Origin of the sequence: Microcoleus sp. D3_18_C4 (genome assembly GCF_036702355.1) — a bacterium.
GTDB lineage: Bacteria > Cyanobacteriota > Cyanobacteriia > Cyanobacteriales > Microcoleaceae > Microcoleus.
In genome coordinates, this window is record NZ_JAUBTF010000012.1 from 82,653 (window position 1) to 104,920 (window position 22,268).

General features: G+C 49.2%; 13 protein-coding genes. 4 read left to right on the forward strand and 9 right to left on the reverse strand.

Translation table 11 applies throughout. The features are described from left to right. Window positions 1-141: 141 nt before the first annotated feature. The gene (locus QUA90_RS08730) at window positions 142-3,504 is read right to left on the reverse strand and encodes a DEAD/DEAH box helicase (RefSeq protein WP_333444966.1); all 3,363 of its coding nucleotides are present in this window, start codon (window positions 3,502-3,504) and stop codon (window positions 142-144) included. 311 nt (window positions 3,505-3,815) lie between these two features. Here QUA90_RS08730 and QUA90_RS08735 point away from each other — a divergent pair, with 311 nt between their 5' ends. The 4 genes from QUA90_RS08735 to QUA90_RS08750 all read left to right on the forward strand — a co-directional run bounded on the left by QUA90_RS08735 (window position 3,816) and on the right by QUA90_RS08750 (window position 7,079). After that, on the forward strand, window positions 3,816-3,998 hold the full coding sequence (locus tag QUA90_RS08735) for a hypothetical protein (RefSeq protein WP_333324132.1): 183 nt from the start codon (window positions 3,816-3,818) through the stop codon (window positions 3,996-3,998). Continuing rightward, complete coding sequence (locus tag QUA90_RS08740; protein ID WP_333444968.1) at window positions 3,952-6,105, forward strand: polyribonucleotide nucleotidyltransferase; 2,154 nt, start codon at window positions 3,952-3,954, stop codon at window positions 6,103-6,105. The genes QUA90_RS08735 and QUA90_RS08740 overlap by 47 nt, the downstream gene beginning before the upstream one ends. A 376-nt stretch (window positions 6,106-6,481) precedes the next feature. Further along, on the forward strand, window positions 6,482-6,697 hold the full coding sequence (locus QUA90_RS08745) for a hypothetical protein (protein ID WP_333163907.1): 216 nt from the start codon (window positions 6,482-6,484) through the stop codon (window positions 6,695-6,697). 4 nt (window positions 6,698-6,701) lie between these two features. Then, the gene (locus QUA90_RS08750) at window positions 6,702-7,079 is read left to right on the forward strand and encodes a hypothetical protein (protein WP_333444970.1); all 378 of its coding nucleotides are present in this window, start codon (window positions 6,702-6,704) and stop codon (window positions 7,077-7,079) included. Between the two features lie 61 nt (window positions 7,080-7,140). Here QUA90_RS08750 and QUA90_RS08755 read toward each other — a convergent pair whose 3' ends face one another. From QUA90_RS08755 to QUA90_RS08790, 8 genes are all read right to left on the reverse strand, one after another. Continuing rightward, a complete protein-coding gene (locus QUA90_RS08755; protein WP_333444972.1) occupies window positions 7,141-8,454 on the reverse strand; it encodes a Rid family detoxifying hydrolase in 1,314 nt (437 codons plus the stop codon). A gap of 163 nt (window positions 8,455-8,617) precedes the next feature. Further along, on the reverse strand, window positions 8,618-13,921 hold the full coding sequence (locus tag QUA90_RS08760; RefSeq protein WP_333444974.1) for a response regulator: 5,304 nt from the start codon (window positions 13,919-13,921) through the stop codon (window positions 8,618-8,620). Window positions 13,922-13,972: 51 nt separating this feature from the next. After that, window positions 13,973-14,875, reverse strand: coding sequence for an HNH endonuclease (locus QUA90_RS08765; RefSeq protein WP_333444976.1), 903 nt, complete (start codon window positions 14,873-14,875; stop codon window positions 13,973-13,975). 57 nt (window positions 14,876-14,932) lie between these two features. Then, window positions 14,933-18,025: a methyl-accepting chemotaxis protein gene (locus QUA90_RS08770; protein WP_333389463.1), complete on the reverse strand. Its 3,093-nt coding sequence runs from the start codon at window positions 18,023-18,025 to the stop codon at window positions 14,933-14,935. Between the two features lie 147 nt (window positions 18,026-18,172). Then, entirely contained in the window at window positions 18,173-18,706 is a 534-nt protein-coding gene (locus QUA90_RS08775) for a chemotaxis protein CheW (protein WP_039887356.1), read from the reverse strand. Then, window positions 18,706-18,870: a hypothetical protein gene (locus QUA90_RS08780; protein ID WP_333324146.1), complete on the reverse strand. Its 165-nt coding sequence runs from the start codon at window positions 18,868-18,870 to the stop codon at window positions 18,706-18,708. The genes QUA90_RS08775 and QUA90_RS08780 overlap by 1 nt, the downstream gene beginning before the upstream one ends. Before the next feature lie 534 nt (window positions 18,871-19,404). Then, a complete protein-coding gene (locus QUA90_RS08785) occupies window positions 19,405-20,643 on the reverse strand; it encodes a response regulator (protein WP_333324148.1) in 1,239 nt (412 codons plus the stop codon). 478 nt (window positions 20,644-21,121) lie between these two features. After that, window positions 21,122-21,286 (reverse strand): hypothetical protein, encoded by a 165-nt coding sequence (locus tag QUA90_RS08790; protein ID WP_333324150.1) that lies wholly within the window; start codon window positions 21,284-21,286, stop codon window positions 21,122-21,124. Window positions 21,287-22,268: the final 982 nt, after the last annotated feature.

A 22,268-nucleotide genomic window follows, 5' to 3' on the forward strand; every position in this document is an offset into this window, starting at 1 on the left:
CAGAAATCGAGTCTTTTAGTAAAAAACTGGACTATAACTTTTAATCCTGGTAGAAAACCCGGTTTCTTTGGTCAGAGTGTATAATTACTCTGATTTTTGACAACTAAAGTCCTCACTAGAAATCGAAGAAAATTAAATACATTATTCTTCTTCGCTTTCTATAATAGCATTGCGATCGAGGATTAGTAAATTCCGAAGTTGGTCTGTATCTAGCTCGGTGAGCCAGTTTTCGCCGGCGCTGACTACTTGTTCGGCTAGAGCTTTCTTACTTTCGATCATATCGTGTATTTTCTCCTCTAACGTACCTGTGCAGACAAATTTGTGGACTTGCACGTTGCGAGTTTGACCGATGCGAAATACGCGATCAGTTGCCTGATTTTCTACTGCTGGATTCCACCATCTGTCATAGTGGAAAACGTGGGTTGCTCTGGTTAAGTTCAAACCTGTGCCGCCAGCTTTTAAAGATAAAATCATAATCGGCGGGCCTTGGGGGTCGTGCTGGAAGCGATCGATCATTTCTTCCCGCTGCTGTTGCCGAATTCCTCCGTACAAAAACAAAATTTCTCGCCCTAAATGCTTTTCTAGATGCGGTTTCAGGAGTTTTCCCCATTCCGCAAATTGAGTAAAAATTAAAGCCCGATCGCCCTCAGCGAGCACCTCTTCTAACATTTCCACCAACCGCTGCAATTTCCCCGATTCCTGACTCTTAATCTCAAATTCTTTCGGCTTAGCTTCTGCTTTCACAAGAGCCGGATGGTTGCAAAGCTGCTTGAGTTTTACCAGCAAAGCCAGAATCATTCCCCGGCGCTGAATCCCTTCGGCTGATTCTAATTCCGCTATTGACTCTTCGACTATTTTCTGATATAAGACCGCCTGTTGACCCGCCAGCCCACAAAATACAGTCATTTCCTGTTTTTCGGGCAAATCTTGGATGATTTCTTTGTCAGTTTTCAAGCGGCGGAGGATGAAAGGCCGAACGAGCGATCGCAAAGTCTGCAAAGATTCCCTATCTCCGTATTTCTCGATCGGAATTGCAAATCGGCGCTGAAAGAAATTGCGCGGCCCCAAATAGCCAGGATTGAGAAACTCCAAAATAGACCACAATTCTTGCAGCCTATTTTCCACCGGAGTTCCCGTCAGCGCAATTCTAAAAGATGCCTCGATTTGCCGCACCGCTTGCGACTGCTTAGCCTCAGAATTTTTAATATTTTGCGCTTCATCCAAAACCAATCCTTGCCATTTAATGCCTTGAAATTCCTTCGCATCCCGAAATACCAGCGCGTAACTTGTAATGATTAAATCCTTTCCCTTAATTGCCGTCGCAAATGCTTTGCCTTTAGCGCGTTTGTCTCCGTGGTGAACTAACACTTTCAGCGTCGGGCCAAATTTCTTGACTTCCCGCTCCCAATTACCTAATAATGATGTTGGACAAACCAGTAATGTCGGCGCCTCTAGGGCATTTTGTTCTTGTAAGTGCAGGAGGAAAGTAATTAACTCGATCGACTTTCCTAATCCCATATCGTCCGCGAGACAAGCACCCAAACCCCAGCGTTCTAAGAATGCTAACCAGCCTGCTCCTAGGGCTTGATAAGGCCGCAACTGTCCTCGGAAACTAGCCGGAGTTGCGATCGCACTTACCGCTTGATTATCGCTCAAAGTATTCAACAATTCCTGAAGTTGACCAGTGGCCTCAAAATTCACCACAGGCAATTTCTCGATCATCTGAGTATCGCCCGACGCCAAACGCAAAGCATCCTCCAAAGAAAGAGTCATTTGCTCTTTGCGGCTGGCAAAAAAAGTTTGAGCCGCTTTCACATCTGGCGCGCGCAACTCCACCCACTCACCGTTAATTTCCACCAAAGGCGAATTCAACGAAGTCAATCTGTCAAATTCTGCCTTAGAAATGCGCTGTCCGCCGATCGTCAATTCCCACTTAAAATTTAGCAGACTTTGCAATCCCAGCCCACCTTTCGCCGGAGTCACTTTCGGAGTTTCCGCTTGAATGCTCAAACCCAAACGACTCGCCCAACCATCCGTCTTTGTCAAACTCGGCGGCAAAACTACGCCCAACCCGCTATCAGCAAACCGCCAAGCTACAGACTTAATAAACTCGTATGCTTGCAGCGGATTTAATTGGCAAGATTGAGGCCGCTGTGCTTGCAAACTCGGTTCAATTAACGGATAAAGTTTCGAGGCTAAACCCAAGCCGCTGAGCAAAGTTTCTTGAGGTAATTCTATTGTCCGCCCCGCATAAGCCAAACGCTCGACTGAGTTGTTCCAAACAGTTGTCGCGTCAACCAAAAATTCGGTTTCATCTGCTGCTTGCAAGCAATAATTTAAATTCCAGTTGGCTTTACCGGGCGCTGGTGGTATGAGTTGAAAGCAAGTGCGAAATTGACTTTGTTGAGATAATTGGTTTTGCAGCGGTGCAGTCCAAGCACTAAGCTTGGTTGCCAAGTTTTCCAATGCTGCTGTTTCTACTTGCACAATCCCAGATTCCTGCTGCAAAGCTTGCAGCCAGTCGCGCACAGGAGAAACTGCTTTGATGTCTAAAGTAGAGCTACCAGCCGTTAGCGCAGCCCTCGAAGAGGATCGCACTTGACTATCTACAATACTACTCAAAAAGCCTAACACCAATTCCTCCGCCCCCATAGGCAAATCCACCGCTAAAGGCAATTGACTGGATTCTTCTTCCTTTTCCCCTCTTCCTTCTGCTTTTTCCCCTCTTCCTTCTGCTTTTTCCCCTCTTCCTTCTTCCTTCTTCCCTCTTCCTTCTTCCTTCTTCTGATATGTTCTGCAAGCCGTCGGCATTTGCTTGACAAAAGTGGCGAGGCGGAGTGTATCTGTAGAACTATCTAACAGCGGTTGCCATTTGGCAATAGCAGAACCGTCGGACTGTTTCTCCAATCCAGGCAAAAATTTGCATCTTGCCAACAAATCCAAACTCCACCTAGCAACATGAGACCAAAAACGCAAATCTGAGCCAACAAAAGAGTCGGGTTCCGTGCTGTTAAGCGGTAATGATTGCAAGAAAACAAAAGCTGCTTGAGGGTTGAGACAAAAACCCTCGACTTGCCAGGGATAAAGGTAAATATCCTCGGTTTTTGCCGGTTCCTCAAGTGCTGCTGCTGAGTGCTGCGGCATCAGAGTTGCGTTCGATTCTGAGATTTGGGTGGGAAGTGCGATCGCCCGAATTTCCCTTTTAATTGAGGAGTTGGGTGGGCTAATTTCTGCTGCGTTTTGAGTTTTGGGCGATCGCCGAGTTTTTTTGCTTTTTTCCGGTGGAGTTTCGGCGGTTTCCGGTAATTGCCAATCCAGTTTTCCCGACTGCCGCAAGGAATTTAGGAAAGTCTTAAATTCCGATTCGGTCATTGCTAAGGGATGCGGTAGATTTATCCCCGATTCTATGGTGTCAATTGTCCCGATTTTTCGCCACGTTTCTCCCCAAATAAATAAGCCAGTTTTTTCATTCTCTAGTACCCAACTGCCGTGTAAAATTGCCATTTTTTAAATCCTGATATTTTTATTTAAGTGGGATGTTGACTACTACATTTATATGGATTTATGAAAATTTTATTTAAAACAAACCGAGGATATTTTAAGCCTGATAGGAATTAGGTAGAACCTGTATATTTAGGTACTTATGGCACACCTTACGGCTTATTCCCTAACTTAAATAACTAAATCCCTGTTCCTTCTTCCTTCAACGTCCCAATTCCCAAACGAAAATTCATAGTACCATCTATTTCAGGCGTTTAGCGGACGATCGACCGGAGAATCGAGCCCTGAGTGCAAAAAATAATTATCGAGTATAAATGCTTACAATTGAGGCGGGGACAGTCGATCGCGAGGCGATTATCCCTGTCTTTTGGCGTCGGACTCTCAAACATCCTGTGGTAATGTTACGATCCCGACAGAGAAAGAATGTGGTAGATAAGGAAGCAGTGCTACATGGTAGAGATAGACAAGTCAATATCCTTCGATGGACGGGATATTAGACTGAAGATTGGTTTACTAGCGCCTCAAGCAGGCGGTGCAGTTTTGATTCAGTCGGGTGACACGGCGGTTTTGGTGACAGCGACTCGATCGCAGGGGAGAGAGGGAATTGATTTCCTGCCCCTGTTGGTGGATTACGAAGAGAGACTCTACGCTGGCGGTAAAATTCCCGGTGGATTTTTGCGCCGGGAAGGGCGTCCCCCAGAAAAAGTGACTCTGACGGGTCGTTTGATCGATCGACCCCTGCGTCCCCTATTTCCAAGCTGGCTGCGAGATGACATCCAAGTTGTAGCCACAACGGTTTCGATGGACGAACAAGTGCCGCCGGACGTTTTGGCGGTGACGGGGGCTTCGGTGGCGATACTGCTGGCGAAAATGCCGTTTTACGGGCCGATGGCGGCAGTGCGAGTCGGTTTGGTAGGGGACGATTTCATCATCAACCCCACCTACAGCGAAATCAAAGAAGGCGAGTTGGATCTGGTGGTAGCCGGTTCTCCCGATGGAGTAATCATGGTGGAAGCCAGCGCTAACCAATTGCCGGAACAGGATATCATCGAGGCGATCGACTTCGGCTATGAAGCAGCCTGTGACTTGATTCAAGCCCAGCGCGAAATTATGGCGGAATTGGGAATCGATTTGGTGGTAGAGGAACGGCCATCGCAAGATTCGGCCCTGGAAAACTTTATTCGCGATCGCGCCCAAGAACCCATCCGCATCATTTTGTCAAGATTTGAAAAAGACAAAACAATACGGAATGCAGCATTGGACGAAGTTAAGGCAAATGAAGTCGAAGCTGCGATCGCCGAACTCCCGGAAGAGGACCCGGTAAAAGTAGCCGCCACTGCCAACAGCAAGGCGATCGGCAACGTTTTCAAAGACGTTACCAAAAAAATGATGCGGAAGCAGATCCTCGAAGATGGCATCCGCGTAGACGGTCGCAAGCTAGACGAGGTGCGACCCGTTTCTTGTCGCGTAGGCGTGCTGCCGTCGCGAGTACACGGCTGTGCGTTGTTTAATCGAGGCTTGACTCAAGTCTTGTCTGCTGCTACCCTGGGAACCCCAGGCGACGCCCAAGACTTAGGAGACGACTTGCACCCGCAGCAAGACAAACGCTACCTGCATCACTACAATTTCCCGCCGTTTTCTGTGGGAGAAACTAAGCCGATGCGATCGCCCGGCCGCCGAGAAATCGGTCACGGAGCCCTCGCAGAACGCGCTTTACTGCCCGTGTTGCCATCCAAAGAAGATTTCCCCTACGTGATTCGCGTAGTTTCCGAAATCCTTTCTTCCGACGGTTCCACCTCAATGGGTTCAGTTTGCGCCTCAACGCTAGCATTAATGGATGCAGGCGTTCCCCTTTCCCAACCCGTCAGCGGCGCGGCAATGGGCTTAATTAAAGAAGGCGATGAAGTCCGAATTTTGACTGACATTCAGGCAATTGAAGACTTTTTAGGCGACATGGACTTTAAAGTAGCCGGTACCGACACCGGGATTACTGCTTTGCAGATGGACATGAAAATCAAAGGTTTGCCCTTAGATGTGATTGCCACCGCCATCCGCCAAGCAAAACCAGCCAGACTGCACATTTTAGAAAGAATGCTGGCAACCATCGACACTCCCCGCAAGGAAATGTCGCCGTTTGCACCGCGTTTGCTAACCCTGAAAATCGATCCAGAATTTATCGGTTTGGTAATTGGGCCTGGTGGCAAAACGATCAAAGCCATCACCGAAGAAACCGGTGTCAAAATAGACATCGAAGACGACGGAACCGTGACAATTGCTGGCAACGACAGCGAAAAAGCTCAACGGGCTTACAACATTGTCCAAGGCATGACACGCAAGTTGAATGCAGGAGACGTGTATGTTGGCCGCGTAACTCGAATTATTCCGATCGGCGCTTTTGTGGAAATTTTGCCCGGAAAAGAAGGAATGATTCACATTTCGCAGTTAGCGGACTACCGCGTTGGCAAAGTGGAAGACGAGTTAGCTGTGAACGACGAAGTGATTGTCAAAGTGCGAGAAATTGACAATAAAGGTCGAATTAATTTGACCCGCTTGAATATTCATCCCGACGAAGCGGTAGCCGCCCGCGAAGCGCTGAATAAATAGTTGAGAGTTGGTAATTGGTAATTGCTTTTAGAGTAATTGCTAATTGCTAATTGCTAACTCGTGATTAGTGATTTTTAATTGCTAATTGAGATGAAATCTGATTGTTTCAGATTGATTTGGGAGTAGGTGCGCGACAGCGACAGATCGACAATAGTGCGATCGGCTGTAGAAGTTAATAAAGTCGCGCACTTTACCCTCGGCGGTTGAAACCGCAACTACATAAATTAAGTCCCAGCAGAGAGGGACTGAATAAAATATAAAGTATGCTTAGATAGTTACTATAAAGGATATGATATAGGCTTGTAAACCGCAGACATCGCAGGTGAAAATAGCAGGTTTGATTTTCATCAGCGTCTGTAGAAAAACGCAGATAAAGATGACATTAAGACCTCGCTACGATCCAGACGAGAATATTAGCCGTCATAGTGCAACTGATCCAGAGAAATGCGATCAAATGGCTAAGCGTCAGGGATGGGAATTAATCCGATGGGAAAAAACAAACGATTCGATACTTAAGGTTGATTGTGTTTTTGAAGGGTTGACAGAGTTTCCACCAAGTCCATACGAACCCGAACACGAGAGAGAGGAATAAATCAATGCCAAAACGGTTGATCATTTTCAAAACAGAATCGCTTTCTTCCCCTGGATGGGAGGATAGATTGCTTTCCCATACAGGTGCTCTCACAAGTATCCTAGCAGAACACTACGACTACTCAAACAAACCTCTCCCTCAAACGGGCGATCGCCTGCGAAACTTTGGCCAATTTAAGGAGAGTGCAGATCTTAAATCCCCTGCTGCGAGCACTCACGTTCGCTGGGGAGATTGGGAGGTTTCGCGCGTAGAGGAGTACAGGCCTGAAATTCCGAATGCTGAATACGACTGTTTAGCGGTGTGCTACTGTTGCTACTCACCTATTGATCCCGAATGGAAAGAATTGCCGAAAATTCAAGTTTCCCAACTGCAAAAACATTAAAAAAACAGAATTCCAGATGCCCGACTTCTTGAAAAAGTCTGGCATCTAAAAGAAGATGAAATCAAATCACAGCAATGCAGTCAATTTCAACTAACACATCTTTCGGCAAACGCGAAACCTCCACACAAGCGCGCGCCGGTGCAGTTTCCGCATCAAAATATTTCGCATAAACCGCATTCACGGCGGCAAAATCATTCATATCTTTGAGGAAAACCGTAGTTTTTACTACATCCAACCAAGTAGCGCCGGCTTCTGTGAGAATGGCTTCGAGATTTGCCATAACTTGTTCGGTTTGTTTTGCCACATCGTCGGTGTAGACAATATCGTTTAGTCTAATGTCGATCGCAATTTGGCCAGCTACAAACAGCATAGTGCCCGTAGCGGCAATGGCTTGATTGTAAGGGCCCACGGGTGCCGGTGCTTTGTCAGTACGAATAATTTTGCGCGTCATAGATGTTCCTGTTTGGGATAATTTTTCCGAAGTTTCTTGATTGTAGATTTCTCCATCAGGCATGATCGCACCAGTGAAGTCTGCATCCTCAATACTTACTGCATAAATGTTTGCATCTGTCAATTCTGCTTGTTTCAGGTTGGCTCCATCCAGGTTTGCTTTAATTAAGTTTGCCCCTTGCAGATTGGCTGCTTCCAGACTTGCACCTTGCAGGCTGGATTTTTTGAGATTTGTCCCTTGAATATCAGCTCCAACCAGATAAGCTTCATCCAAATTCACCCCTGATAAGTTAGATTTAGAGAGCTTAGTTAACTGGAGTTTAGCTCCCTGTAAATTTGCGCTTTGAAGCGTCACACCAGTTAGGTCTGCCCGACTTAAATCAGCTTTAGTCAAGTCTGCTTGGGTCAAGATTGCACTACTTAGGGTAGCTTTACTTAGGTTGGCCTCAATCAAGGAAGTTCTAGTTAAATTTGCACTACTCAAGTTAGCACCGCTAAGGTTTGCCTCCTTTAAGTTGGCATCCCATAACTTAGAACTATTGAGGCACGCTCCGCTTAAGTTAGCACCGCTAAGGTTTGCCGAAATCAAATTTTGTGAACCTCCCTGCACTCCACTCAAATTTGCTCCTGTCAGGTTTGCCTTACTGAGATTTGTATTGCCAAGGTTTGCCTTGGTCAAGATTGCCTCACTCAAGTCAGCTTCCGTCAAATTTGCACTGCATAAGTCTATTCCACTCAGCTTTGCACCTTTGAGGTCTACCCCACTTAACTCTGCTCTTTGAAAGTTGCGCTGTCCTGCTGCATATTTTTCTAAAAGTTCTTCAGCATCCATAAATAACCTCGATCGCCCTTCCGCTACACCCCACATTCCCAGCCTACCACCAAAACCCAACCCGCGATCTAAATCTGCGTCAATCCGCGTCAATCCCTTTTCATCTGCGGTTAAGAAACTCCCCTTTTGCAACCGCAGATAGAGGCAGATAAACACAGATAAACGCAGATAAATTAGAGATTATCTGCGTTTATCTGTGTTAATCCATTTTCATCTGCGGTTAACAAATTCCCTTTTTTAACCGCAGATTTACACATTACACACCAACCGGAGCACCAACAACCTCACCTTTCAACATCCGAGAAGCAGCATCAAGCAATTGCTCCTCCAAATAAGGCTTAGTGAAATAGCCCTTCGCGCCCAAACTGTAAGCCATTTGGCGGTGTCTGTCAGCACCGCGAGAAGTTAGCATCGCGATCGGCAATTCACACAAAACAGCATCCTTCTGCATCCGAGAAAGTAGTTCCAAACCGTCCATTCTCGGCATTTCAATATCGCAGAAAACGATATCGCAAGGCAGACCAGATTTCATCTTTTCCCAAGCTTCCTTACCGTCGCGAGCTTCTTCCACACGATAGCCAGACTTCTCGAAAGTAATCGACAAGAGCGATCGCACCGTAATCGAATCATCGACAATCAGCACAGTCGGCTCAGTCTTCTCGATTTCCGCCTCGGCAGCAGCCCGATCGCCCTCATCCCAAAGCGTACCGCCAGTATCCTTCCGCAGCCTTCCAGTAGCCAAATCGATCAGTTCCAGAACGTCTGCAATTGCCACGATCCGACCGTCCCCAAGCACGGTGGCCCCAGCAATCCCGATCGGCTTCGGCACCGGCCCCTCCAACGGCTTGATCACAATTTCCTGTTCCGTCGAAACCTGATCCACCTGCACCGCCAAGAAATTGCCAGCAGAGCGCAGCACGATCACCGAAATCATGTCATCGTCAGTATTAAACCCGTAAACACTGCCCCGACCCAAATGGCGGCTGTAAGCCAGCAGATCCCGCAGCGGCCGGAACGGCAAGCTTTGACCCCGCCACTCAATGCAAGGCAAACCATCCGCCCCCGTCGTCACCTGATCGCGAGGGACATCGATCATATCCTCGACCCCATCCATCGGGAAAGCAATGCGAGCTCGATCGCTAATGCAAGTCAGAGCCTTAGAAATGCTCAACACCAGAGGTAAACGGATAGTAAACACAGTCCCCTTGCCGATGGTTGAATCGATCGACACAGTGCCCCGAATTTCCTGCAACGAAGTCTGCACCACATTCATACCGACCCCCCGGCCGGCGTACTCCGTCGCCTGTTCCTGAGTGCTGAAACCGGGCATAAACAGCAAATCGTAAACTTCCGAGCGAGACATCCTCTGAGCCTGAGCCGCCGTCAGCATACCCTGCTTAATCGCCTTCGCCTTCACCCTTTGCGGGTCAATTCCGGCCCCGTCATCAGAAACCGAAACCACGGTTTGGTTCCCTTGGTGGAAAGCGCGAATCGTAATCCTGCCGACTGCAGGCTTCCCAGCAGCCAGACGCACCTCCGGCGCTTCGATCCCGTGAGTAATCGCATTGTTCACCAAATGAGTCATCGGGTCATATAGTTGATCCACAATCATCTTGTCGATCAAAATATCCTTACCCTCAACCTGCAATTGAGCCTGCTTGCCGCACTTAATCGCGATTTCCCGCACCGCCCGGAACAGCCTGTCCGTCGTCTCCGCAAACGGCTTCATCCGGGCGCGAGTTAAACCTTCTTGCAGTTGAGTAGTGACTTGTCGCAGTTGGCGAGTCACCTGATCAGCCTCATCCACCAAAAACTCAATGTCCGCCGCCGACTCCCGTACCCGCACGATCAGCTCAATAATCTCCTGAGCCAAACTGTGGAAAGGAGTAAACCTGTCCATTTCCTCCGGTCTCCAGGCACTTTCCCTGGTGTGCGCCGAATCCTCAGAGCGCCAGGCCGATCGGTGTCCCTGCCGGTTTGCCAGCAAAGCAATCTCCAAAAGACTCCGCTCGTAGAAATCCTGAGTCCGCTGGCTCACATCGCTCAGCAGCGTTACCTGGTGCAGCAAATTGTCCAAAAACTGCCGCATCCGTTCTTGGTCTTGCTCCAAACTGTTGCGGTTCACAACCAGTTCCCCCATCAAATTGCTGAGGTTGTCCAGTTGCTTGACGGGCACCCGCATCGTCTGGTCGCCGAACCCGCCCGCGCGAGCATTCCGCCTGGGTCTGTTGATCGCCGACGGCCCCATATTGCCTTCCCCTTGGCGGCCGCTCTCCTTGGGATCTTCCAGCAGTTTTTCCAAATCGCCAAATTCGTCGTCGCTCTCCTCGGCAGCAGCGCGCGAAGCTTTACTAGCAGTTGTCGCCGGTGCAGAAATTTCCGGCATAGTTGCGCTCTCGCTGAGGAGTTCTTCGAGATCCGAGAAAACTTCTGTATTTACCGGACTCTGATTTGTGTTCCCAGAAGCTGCTATGACAGCTCCCGCACCCCCGGCAATTAACAGTGCTTCTAAATCGTCAAAATTGCCTTCGGCATCCTCATCGCCTGATTCGCCCTCGCCAAAAAAGTCTGCCAGCGACGCCTCTTCTAACTCCGAGGAATCGGCCTGGGCCGACTCGTCCTCAGCGTCCCAAAAGCCCGTCGTCAGTTCCGAAGTCACCAGAACCTCAGCATCGATCGAATCCAACAAATCATCAAAACCCTCCAACTCTTCGTTGTTGAGAGTAGCCCCGGTTTCCATCGCCGAGAGCAAGTCAGCATCCCCATCAAACATACCATCGAGAGATTCTGCAGGCAGTGCCTCTAAATCCACACTCGAAAAATCCGTTTCCAGGGCATCAAACAAATCATCTTCGCCCTCAAACTCCCCGGCGGCATCTGTTTCGGCTCGATCAAACAAATCCGCACTCACCCCGCCTGCCAAACCATCGGCAGGTTGGGCAGACAACTCCTTCACATCCGCAGCGCCGTCATCTGGCGCCGATCCAGCATCCCCCTGCTGCACCATGCCTTCCCCAAACATATCCTCCAAGAAATCGAAAGCTGCGCCCTCATCAGATTCGACATTTGAAATTTCCGACTCAGGACTCTTGTCGGACAAAGCCCCAAGTTCAACCGCTGCCGAATTTGTCAAGCCTTGGTCGGAAACATTCGCACCATTGTTCTCGAACAAACTCCCCAAGTCGCCCTCATCAACTCCCACATCCGCACTCAGCAATTCTGAATCCCCATCATTCTGCCAACCCCCACGGGCTTGCCCCGAAGCTTCTCCGTCATACTCGGTACCCGTAGGTACAGAACCGAACAGCTCAGCCAAATCTGCCGCTTCTCGGGAAGTAGCAGCTCCTTGCCGATCCCGCACAGTCTGTTCATCCTCAGAAATCGCGTCCGAGGTCATATCCCCAAACAGCGCATCTAAATCCGTATCGTCTACTTCCAGGTTGAGCGATTGCACAGACTCGTCTTCCATGCCGAAAGCATCTTCTAGCCAGTTTTCATTCGCAGAGATATCTAAATCAGAATTTGATGTCATGTTAAGAACGTTGCCCATTTCCTCATTTTGTGCGGTGCCTGCAGCTTGAGCTCGATCGCCCCCGTTCTCCCCACCTTCGTCTTCTGAAGATAGGAAATTAGAAGTAATCCCCAACAACTCGCTCAAATCCGAATCCTCGCCAAGCTCAGAGAACAACTCGAAATCATCGATTTCAGGCAGACCAACCGCTTCGGCCTCCGCTGAATCATTGCCCCCCCCTGCTGCAGGCTTCTTCGATTCTCCGTCTAAAGCCTCAGACTTCAGGGAATACTCCGAAGAGACTGCCAGCCCACCTGTTGCCTCAGATAAGCCTAAATCGCCGAACAAGTTCTCGAAATCAGCATTGTCCGTACCACCTGCAGAAGTTTGGGCAGCCACTTCGTCCAAAAGCGTACCGAGAGCATCTTCGTCAGCTTGTCCCCTGGCTGGGGCCACCGTCTCGTCTCGCCGCTCCAAACCGCGCTTACCGTTACCCGTTTTAACCTGTTTGCGAGTTAACCGCTGGCTCGAACCCGCATTTTTCTGACCGACAGCTACTGCCGAGCCCTCTGCCTCCTCTCCAAACAGCAAATCCTCCCCAAACAAACTCGTCAGGTCATCAATCGGAGGCTTCGTGTTCGTTTCGGAACTTTCCGCATCGTATTCGTCAAACAACAAATCAGTAAAATCGCCGGAATTGTCATCGTCGGACCCCAGCATTCCCGCCGATATCCCAGAAGACTGTGCATAGTCGAGGTCTTCTTCTTCTTCCCAAGCGCCGTCGAGATCCGGGGACTCGCCGTCAAACAAGTCAGCTAAAGTGTTGAGTTCTGCCGCGCCCACTTCCGGGCCGGTGCGGGTCGAACCTCTAAAAGCACCCGTCTCTATATCCGATTCTGCGAAGGCGGAATCCGCGTCGAACTGGGACGATCGAATGCCAGTGTCATCGTTGCTGTCGCCACTGTCGAGTTGGTCGAACAGCTCGTCTATACTCAGCCCAGAAATAGTCGGCAGCAACTTGTTCAATCCATCCGGGGCATCGCCCGAACCCACCAGATCCCAGGCCTCATCCTCAACAGAAACCACATTTTTCCCGGATTTACTCGGTTGAGCGAAGGCCAGCAAATCTTCAAAATCCGTTTCTGGAACTAAAACAGCCGGCTGTAGCGCCAGAAGTTTTGCGCTTGGTGCGATCGACGATTCTAGACCAGAAATTACCAGTTCTTGCGCTTGTTTGATGTCTTTGATCACCGTTGGCGCTAAGGTACGGTAGGTATTGTCTGGGTTGGCGATCGCCTTGGATACAGCTTTGATCAATTCTATCCAGCAGGGCAGTTCAAATTCTTCCCCCGCCCTGAGCAAGTTCCGACAAATGTTCTTGAGTTGCCGCCTGCTTTCTGGCCCTTCGGGCTGTTTGAACTCTTGCAGGAGTTCCCGCATCCTCGCCGGCACGTCCGAGTCAAATACTAGCTGCAGCGCGCTGTCTTCTGTTGCTCTGGCATCAGGTGCGTAAACTGACCGCGAATCCTGAATACTCCTTGATGAGGCCAACGCCCCGACTCCCATCCCCGCCATCACTGGTTCGGGTACGGCCAGAGCGCTGCTCTCGTATGCATGGTATTCTCCGTGTCCAACGAGTCCCCCCAAGTGCCCATTAAGTTCTTCAAATACTGGTTCTAATTCTCGAACCATCTGTTCTCCCAATTCTTCTGTCAGTCCAAAAGGCCCCGACAGTTGCTCTAACAGCCCTTGCAATGTGTCAAAAATTCGCAGAAACAGGGACTCTAGCTGTTGGTCTACTTTAACGCTGCACTCTTTTAATACTTTAAAACTATCTTCTAGTCGGTGAGCTGTTTGCTGAATGCTGGTCAGCCCCAGCATTGCTGCTCCTCCTTTGACAGAGTGAGCGGCCCTAAATACTTCGTTGACGAGTTCTGGGTCTTCGATCGTGGTTTGCAGATTCAGCAAGCCTTGCTCGATCGTATTGAGGTGGTCTTTTGCCTCCTCAATAAAGTAGCCCATTATCCTCTGTTGTTGCTCCGGTAGCATAGTTTTATTCCTGATTTTAATCGTTATTGTATTGGGTCTATGTTAGTAGTTCTAGAGAATGTCTCTGTATATCTCGCCCCTTGCCAAGAGAATAATCTGACTGCGAGATATGGCAAATGTCCTGGCTATTTTTCTTTTCGATATGCCCTCACTTAAAAGATAGCGAATCTTTCGCACCTGTTCGGGTTGGAGTTTGCGGTGGACAGATATCTTGCCGGGAACGAAAGGAAAGCGGTTTTTTTCTATAGCATCGCGGGAGTTATCGGCGGGGGTTCCTTCCCACAAATGGTCGGGATTGACACAACCGCGATCGTCGCAACTGTGACACGCAAAATAACCGGGTTTAACAGGCCTTCCCAGTTTGTGTTCCAGTACAAGTCTGTGGGGATAGAAACTTTGATTTTTCCCGTTAATCTTAATAGTTTTCACCGAGTAACCATCACTTCTTTTAGCCAACGTACAAATCATGCAGCCGTTCGGCTGTATTTCAGCGCGAATACCTGGAATTACTTCTATGCCTCGCACTTGTTTTTGAGGTTTCGGCGCCGATGTACTTCCCACATCTTTAATACGTCCTTTTTTAAACCTATCTTGAGAATTTTCCAGCCGAGAACCTTCCCACAAATGGTTAGGATTAATGCAGTTGCGGACATCGCAACTATGGCAAGCAAAGTATTCCGGTCTAATCGGACGACCTAAGATATTTTCTAATACTAAACGGTGGACAGTAAACGTTTTCCATTCACCGTTAATGCGAAGTCTTTTGTTTGCATAGCCACTGCTAGATTTGGTTAGGGTAGAGATAATACAGCCCGTCGGCTGAACTTCACCAAAGATGCCCGGTATTACCTCTACTATGTTATCGTCCATCTGTGCAACTCCTACTTCCTTTAGGTGTTGAATTGGCATCCCCGCAGGGGTTTCAAGACTGCGAGGTTGCTTTTTGTATGCCATTATTGCCACACTAACGTGCTTGTAAATCAGCCCGCAAAAAAAGCATGAGACAATTGATTATTGTCTTTCTGCTGTTTCTACTCGGAATCTTTCCACCGATGTCAAAAGGTCGCGAGCAACGCCCACCAAGTTTTGCAAAGCACCAGAAACTCGCTGCGCTTCTTGGGAGGTTTCCTGAGCGGTCAGCTCGACTGCTTGCATCACAGAAGCTACGGCGCGAGCTGTTTCGTTTTGCTCTACAGTGTCGGCAGTAATCGATCGCACTAGCACGTCAATTCGATTAGTAACTTGAATGATATCTTCAAGCGATCGCTTCGCCTGTTCTGCCAATTTTGTCCCCTCAATAACTTGCTGCGTCCCTTCTTCCATCGCCGTCATTACCGCGCCGGTTTCGCTTTGAATTTGCATCACGATCTGTTCGATTTCTTTCAAAGACTTCGCCGATCGGTCTGCCAATTGTCGCACCTCGTCTGCCACGATCGCGAAACCCCTGCCCGCTTCCCCAGCTCTCGCCGCCTCAATACTGGCGTTGAGGGCCAACAAATTCGTCCGGGAGGCAATAGTAGCGATTAAAGCCACAATCTTAGAAATTTCTTGAGAAGCTTCCGCCAACCTCTTGACTTTTCTCGTGGTTTCTGCTACAGTTTCTCGAATTTCCAAAATCCCGGCCACCGTCCGCTCCACAGCCTCGCCCCCTTTCAGAGCCGTTGCCGCCGCGCCCCGGGCGACTTCTTCCGCCTCTCTAGCGCTCTCTGCGACCCGCTGAATCGCATCGGTGAGGACTTGCACGGAATTCAGCGTTGCCGCCAGTTCCTCAGCTTGCCGCAGCGCGTCGGAAGACAAATCGCCCGCAAACTTGGCACTATCCGTAGCGCCTTTGCTGACCTCCCGAGCCGCCTGCTTCACCTGATGGACGATTTCGCGCAGATTTTGAATTGTCAAGTTAAACGAGTCAGCAACAGCGCCCAAAACGTCTGCGGTCACTTCTGCAGTCACCGTCAAGTCACCCCGGGCCGCTCCTTCCACGTCGTCTAGCAAGCGAATCACTTGGCGCTGCAAGTCTTCTTTTGCCTGTTCCTGCTCGTCAGACTTGCGCCTGGTATCGCTAATCGTGGTTTGGATGACCTTCGCCATGTGGTTGAATTTAGCAGCCATTTTGCCAAATTCATCTTCCGAGTAAACCGTAGCGCGAGCGTCCAAAGTTCCTTGAGATACGGCATCGAACTGAGCTTGCAAATTGTCCGACGACTTGCGTACCTGCTTGGCGATCAACTGGCCGATGCCCCAAGAAGTTAAAAAACTGGTAAAGCCTGCGGCTGCGGTCATTACCCAGCCTGTTTGGCGCAGGTAAACGATCGCCTCCGGTTTGTCTTGCCGCAGAGCTTGATAGGAGGCAATGTTGGTGACGAAAGCCACAGCTACCAGAGAAACCAGTCCCGCCCCGATTGCCGTGTACAACTGTTTTGTAAACAAAGGGGCATTTTCCAAGAAAGCCAGTCCCCCCTGTTCTACTGTTACCGAAGTATCGACCGCTTCTGTTTCGGTGGGAGAAAAACTCGACACAGACGCATCAGCCGGGCCGCTTATGCTAAATATTTCGTCATCCCGAATTGCTGAGCCATCGCTGTTGTCAAAGTCCAGGCTGCTGCCCGTCGTTCCCATCATGCCGCTGGTCGAGTTGCCGAAATTGGTGTTACCTCTAGTCAAGATCGAACTGGTGGCATCTTCTGAGATATCAAAGTCCGGCAAATTGCCCAAATCGTCAAATTCGTCAAATTCGTCTAAAAAGTCGCTGTGTTCTTGACCGTTCCCTGTTTTTGACGACCAGGCGCTGTTGTTCTTGTCGGACGCCCCGAAAGCTGTCGCTTGTTCGTTTTCGTCGAAAGAGAAAGAATCGCTAAAAGCGTCGTCTTCAAAAGCATCTAACTCGAAGTTGTCTCTAGAGCTAAATGCCGGGGGTTCCGAGTCGCTGTAACCGTTGCTGTTGGCGGAAGCTCGATCGACTGAATTAAATTGCCCCCGGCTCGACCTTTGACTTTGAGAGTTGGGGACAGCACCTCCCATCAACAGCGTTTCGTCTTCCGCCAGCGAATAGTTTGACGAGTAGTCCGACCCGTTATTCGGCTGTTTGTTTTGAGGTCGAGAAGACCCGAAACCCGACGAGGGCATCGCCTCGGCAAAAGGGTCTTCCTCTTCGGCATCAGGTGCGTTATGACCGTAATTTTGACCACTCTGGGGCGGGGATTGGTAGTCGTAGTCGGAGTTATCGTCGAATTCGTCTGGCAAATCGAGCGCAGCAAAAGGTTCGCCAAAATTGTCCGAGGGCGCGATGGGGGAGTCTAGTTGGTTCGAGTCGAAGGAATTCCCGACTTCTGAAGAGGCAAAACTTTGACCGTTGAGCATCTGAGTCGGAGCTTCTGAAAACGAATCTCCTGAGTAAGGTGCGCTTGAACCAGACACTTTGCTGCTAGACACGTCAGCAGCATCAAACCCTCCATCATCTAAGGCAAAAGGGTCTCCAAAGTCCGAGTCGGCAAATTCGTCTATGTCTAGGGAGCCGGAGTTCTCAGCATAAGCTGCCATTCCGCCGCTGTCGCCACCAAAGGGGTTAGAATGTGAGGCTAAATCTGGGACTGAGCCTGGGCGATCGTCGTCTTCTGGTTCCCACCCCAAGCCACTCATGCCCAAGTCGGCCAAATCCTCGTTTTCCATGTCGTCTGGGGATTGACTTCTATAGGAAAGGGATGGGGAATTTCCTTGGAAAAGTCCCAAATCCGGGTCTTCTAACCCTTCATCAAGAGATAAGTCTGGATAGAATTCTAATTCAGTTTCAGCAGACAAAGCCTCGAAATTTTCCGTTTGTAGTTCTCCAGATAAAAATTGGTCAGTGTAGGTAATTCCGCTGTGAGCGTGTTCCACCAAACTCTGGTCATCACTCAGGCCTAGCACAACCGTGTACTGTTCCCGCGCCACCTCATACTGTTGCAGTCCGTAGCAGTAAATGTGTCCGCACAGCAGGCGAGCGCTGGGGTCTTCGGGAAAATCTTCGACTAATTGATAAACTAGGGCTGCGGCTTCTGAATAATTGCCATCCATGTAGGCCGCTTCTGCCCGTTGGTAGTCCTGCTGAAAGTTGGTACTTGTTGCCATTTGCCGCCCTCTTTGGATTTTAGATTTTAGATTTGAGATTTTTGATTTTTATCTTGAATTGAATGTTTAGATGCGCGCCTCAAGTCGTGTGACTGTTGATGGTTAGACCTCAATCGAAAATCGCAAATCGCAAATCTAAAATCGATTTCACGCTGCCCACCGCGCCGAGCGCAGAATTTTCACTTGATCTAGCAGTCGGAGCACTTTCTGGGCTGGTGCACCTAACATCCATTCTCCCCTCAGAAATGGAATCATGCCGTCTGGTGCATTGTTCTGAGAGTGCAGTTGCTCTACGTCGAGCCAGTCCATCCCCACAATTCGATCGACTGCCAGCCCCAAAATCGTGTCTTGGTCTTCCACAGCCACGATCGGGATTTCGGGTCTATCTGTGTTCAGAGGTGTTTGGTCTCCCAGAAATTGACCCAGGTCTGCCACCCAAATCACTCGTCCTCTCATATTTAGCGTACCTAAAAGCAAAGAGGAAACGTTGGGGATCGGGGTCATGCGGTCTGGGGAAGGGGATAGTACCTCTCTAATCCCTGTCGCCGGCAGAGCGAACTCGTTCCCCGAAGGAACGTAGAACCGCAGGTGCAGCTCGCCTTCGGGAGTTTCTAGTTCTTGGAATTCCGGAGCCGGATCTACGCCTAGTCCTGGTAATATAAAGTCTGGGCTACCGCTAATCATAATTCTGACACCTGCATTTCTAGCAAATTGTTGAGGTTTCCGGCCAAGAAGAACCCGATCGAAACTTCGATCGTCGAAACTTGACACAGCCAAGCTTGACACAGCCAAGGGGTGAATGGCGCTACTGCCGGAGGTACTTGGCAATAAATTTGCTCCGTCAATAATTGACTGCCATCAATAAATTCGCGCGACCAATGCTTACAAATTAGCTCAAATAGAGTACGAACAATTAATTTGAAACCCCTAAAGCTTCACTTTGTAATCCCACCGCCGTCTCCATTGGTAAAACTCTGGGTAATTTCTGCGATGAATGCTAAACCGATACTCGGATTAGCGAGGAGTTGTTGACATGGCTGGTGTCGCGACAATCATAAACGGAGTCACTTAAGACTGACAATTGCACTCTCTGACTTTGTACAGAAATACCTAGCAATAAGTAGCTCTGTACATCAGTTTTTCGGAGCGGCTACAAGTGGAGAACAAGTATATTATATTTGCACTTTGAGCGTGTTAGACCCACTTGGGTCTAGAAATTGAACAGAGTTTTACCGACGCCCTTATGCCAGCGCGCGGATTAATACATTCTAGTTTATGGTGCGATCGCCAATAGTACCCCCAGCTTTCTCTTTGTGGTGGCCGAGACTTGAGCTAACCGCAGGTACAAAAAAGCTCCCATCCTGCCATCGGTGCGAAAGTTATTTTTCTTCTAATTGGTCTTCTGGCGATCGGTCTAATAATCTTTCCGAGAGATTGAGCCGAGGGTAGCCCGGGCCCACATATTTTTCTACCAGCATCAATAACTCGCTTTCACCAAAAGGTTTGGTGTAAAAGTCTGTAGCTCCGGCCATGCGGGCTTTAACGCGGTCGATAAATCCGTCGATCCCCGTCAGCATCACGATCGGCGTCTGCCGGAAAGCGCTAGAACTACGCAGCATAGCGCAAATTTCGTAGCCGTCGAGTTCTGGCATGGCGATATCACACAGAATTAAATCGGGTTTGAGTGGAAACACCAAACTCAGGGCTTGGAGGGGATTGCCGATCGTAGTAGCTTCGTAACCGTGTTCATTTAAAATTGACTCGACTGTTTTGCGAATAGTATTGTCGTCGTCAATACAGACAACTCTCGGAACCTTGGTTTCTGGGGACGACCATTCTTTTTTATTGTTGGCCGGGGCAACAGAGGGTTCGTAAAATACTTGCACCAATCCCTGCTGCACAAAGGGGTAAATCGCCTTAGCGACAGTGAGCACGTCTCGGTTGAGGTAGCGCGCCATTTGGCGGATCGAAGTGTGCCCATCGGCCCAGCGTCGGAGAGTATTAAAGGTATTGACAGGCAGCGCGACTCGCAGCTCGGAGGGGTCTGAAATCACCGGGCATTGGTTGGGCGACTGAATGTGAGGGTGAAACTGCTTCCACTGCTGCACCTGTTTGACAATCTTGGCCAGCAGGGAGCTAATTTCTAAGCTGGTCAGTTGAGGAGCCAAAGCTGGGCCCATTTCAAAAGTGAAGGAACCCTGGTGGAGACTGAGCAAGTCAAATAGGGTTTCGTGGATCATGCTCTGGATGATGTTGCGCCCTTGAGCTGGGGTGAGGATGTGGTTTTCTAGCAGGGCCCATAGGTAGCCGTATTCTGGGGCATTGGTAGATGCCATATAGGGAACTTGGATTTTGTCGAGGGCGGTATCTGCTTTGTAGCGGCGCAGGTAGTCGCGCAAGCGAAACAAACTGCCCGCACTCTGGGTAGCGTAAATAATCTGACCGTTGAAGCAGAAGACATACCAGGATTGTCCTGCAAGGGAGCGCGGGGTAGGTTGAGTACCCGTGCTGCTGCCGGTGGAGGTGTAGGCCTCTACGAACAGTTCTCCGGTTCGCTGACCTAACTCAATCAATTGCAGGATGCTGCGGATGTCTATTTCACTCAAATTTCCCTGCATGCAGCTAAAGTATCCTCCTTAAAACCGTTGGTGTCTGAGATCGGAAAGACTGTGTGCTGGCGAAAAGATTGACTTTAGTTTCCGTCAATAATTTACGCGCTGATGCTGATCTCACAATTGGGAATTGACGAAAGGGCGATACTTGCTGCGGCTCCTCGGCCGCACTACCAGTCCACAAGCTGAAACCGCGAAAGTCGCGACATTCTCTAAGTGTAGAGTTTCACCTGAGTATTCCCACTGCTGCCTAAACTCGTAGAATCCACTTCGCACGATTGCACGGGTGTTTCGAGTATGCAACGCTGGCCTTCCCGACTGGTTCAAGTCTTCGATAGCCAAAGTTTTGAAGTTTTTGGCTGAGTATGCCGTCAGTTTATCCAGCACATCTTGGCGTAGGTCAACTTCAAAATACCGAGGATTCTCTCGTTTTACCGCTGCTACCAGCAGCAAGTGCCGATCAAGCCCCGATGGGAACTTGAGGCTAGTCTGTTGGGTTGGATGAGTTGCGATCGAGGTTTTTTGGGTTTGCCACAGCCCTAAAATCAGGTGCAGTCAAAATGAACCTTTTTTGGCAATTGTCAGGAAAACCCTCAGTGCCGATCGACCTTTTTGCTCGCCCGCGGCGATCGTCATAGGCTCCCGTCATTACCTTATTCTAAGGCAGCGCGGTTCAAATCCCTAGTCCGCCGGAGCCAGGCACCAGCTTGGGGGCAGCAACGGCTTTTTTCACGATCGACCCATAACTAAAGCGTTGTAAAATCAATAGAAAGTTTTGGATCGAAACGCCAGAGGCAAGCCCTGGGCTAACGACATGGGGATTTAGACTTGGGGATCAGTCGGTAGGGACTTGTAAGTCTCGTGAAACGATTGTGTTGCTAAAACCAGAGTGGTATAATTGGTACAGAGCAATTCGCCAGAGTAAGAATAACTTTCAACCCATTGAAATATCCTAGAGGGTGAGCAACCCCGGTAACGCACTAATCCGATTAATTCGGAATAGTTAAAGGGCAAATAATTGCAGCATAGGTCACGTTCAACCTTAAAAATATGAAGGACTCAGCAAGTATGCGCTCCGGGATCAGTAAAGTTCTTTGAGTGAGTAGAGGGATATTTGAATGTCCCGTTGTCGTCTAGAAGGTGGGCAAGAATCCTCCGGCTTTAGATGTGGGGAGGTTCAAGGACTGACCTTTTTCAGGTTTGGTCTATGGCAGTCTCCGCAGTGAGAGCTAGTCTTTAATCAAGCGGCATTCGTACTGCTCTCTCATTCCTCCAGACAACTGGCGGCGGCCGTACTTTCTGGAAGTTCTCCCGTGAGAACGTGCTATGCGTGAGTGCTGAAGAAAAGTTAGAAAAAAATGCTATCCCCCGATTGGGCAAACGACACCAAAAAGTAAGACTTTATTGGCAAAAAGTTATCCTTACTTGTCTATACTTGTTTACTTTAGGTAAGTTGACTAAAGATCACACGCAGTGTTATGTTTAGCCAAGAACCTTTGGCTTAAGGGGGATAGCCTACTTATGTTGGAATTAGCCGTCTACCCAACAGCGTAGGAAGTAAACACCACTTATCTTTTAGGCCTTTAAGTAACTTAAAGTAAGTTGGGATAGGTTTTACGAAGCAGAGGACT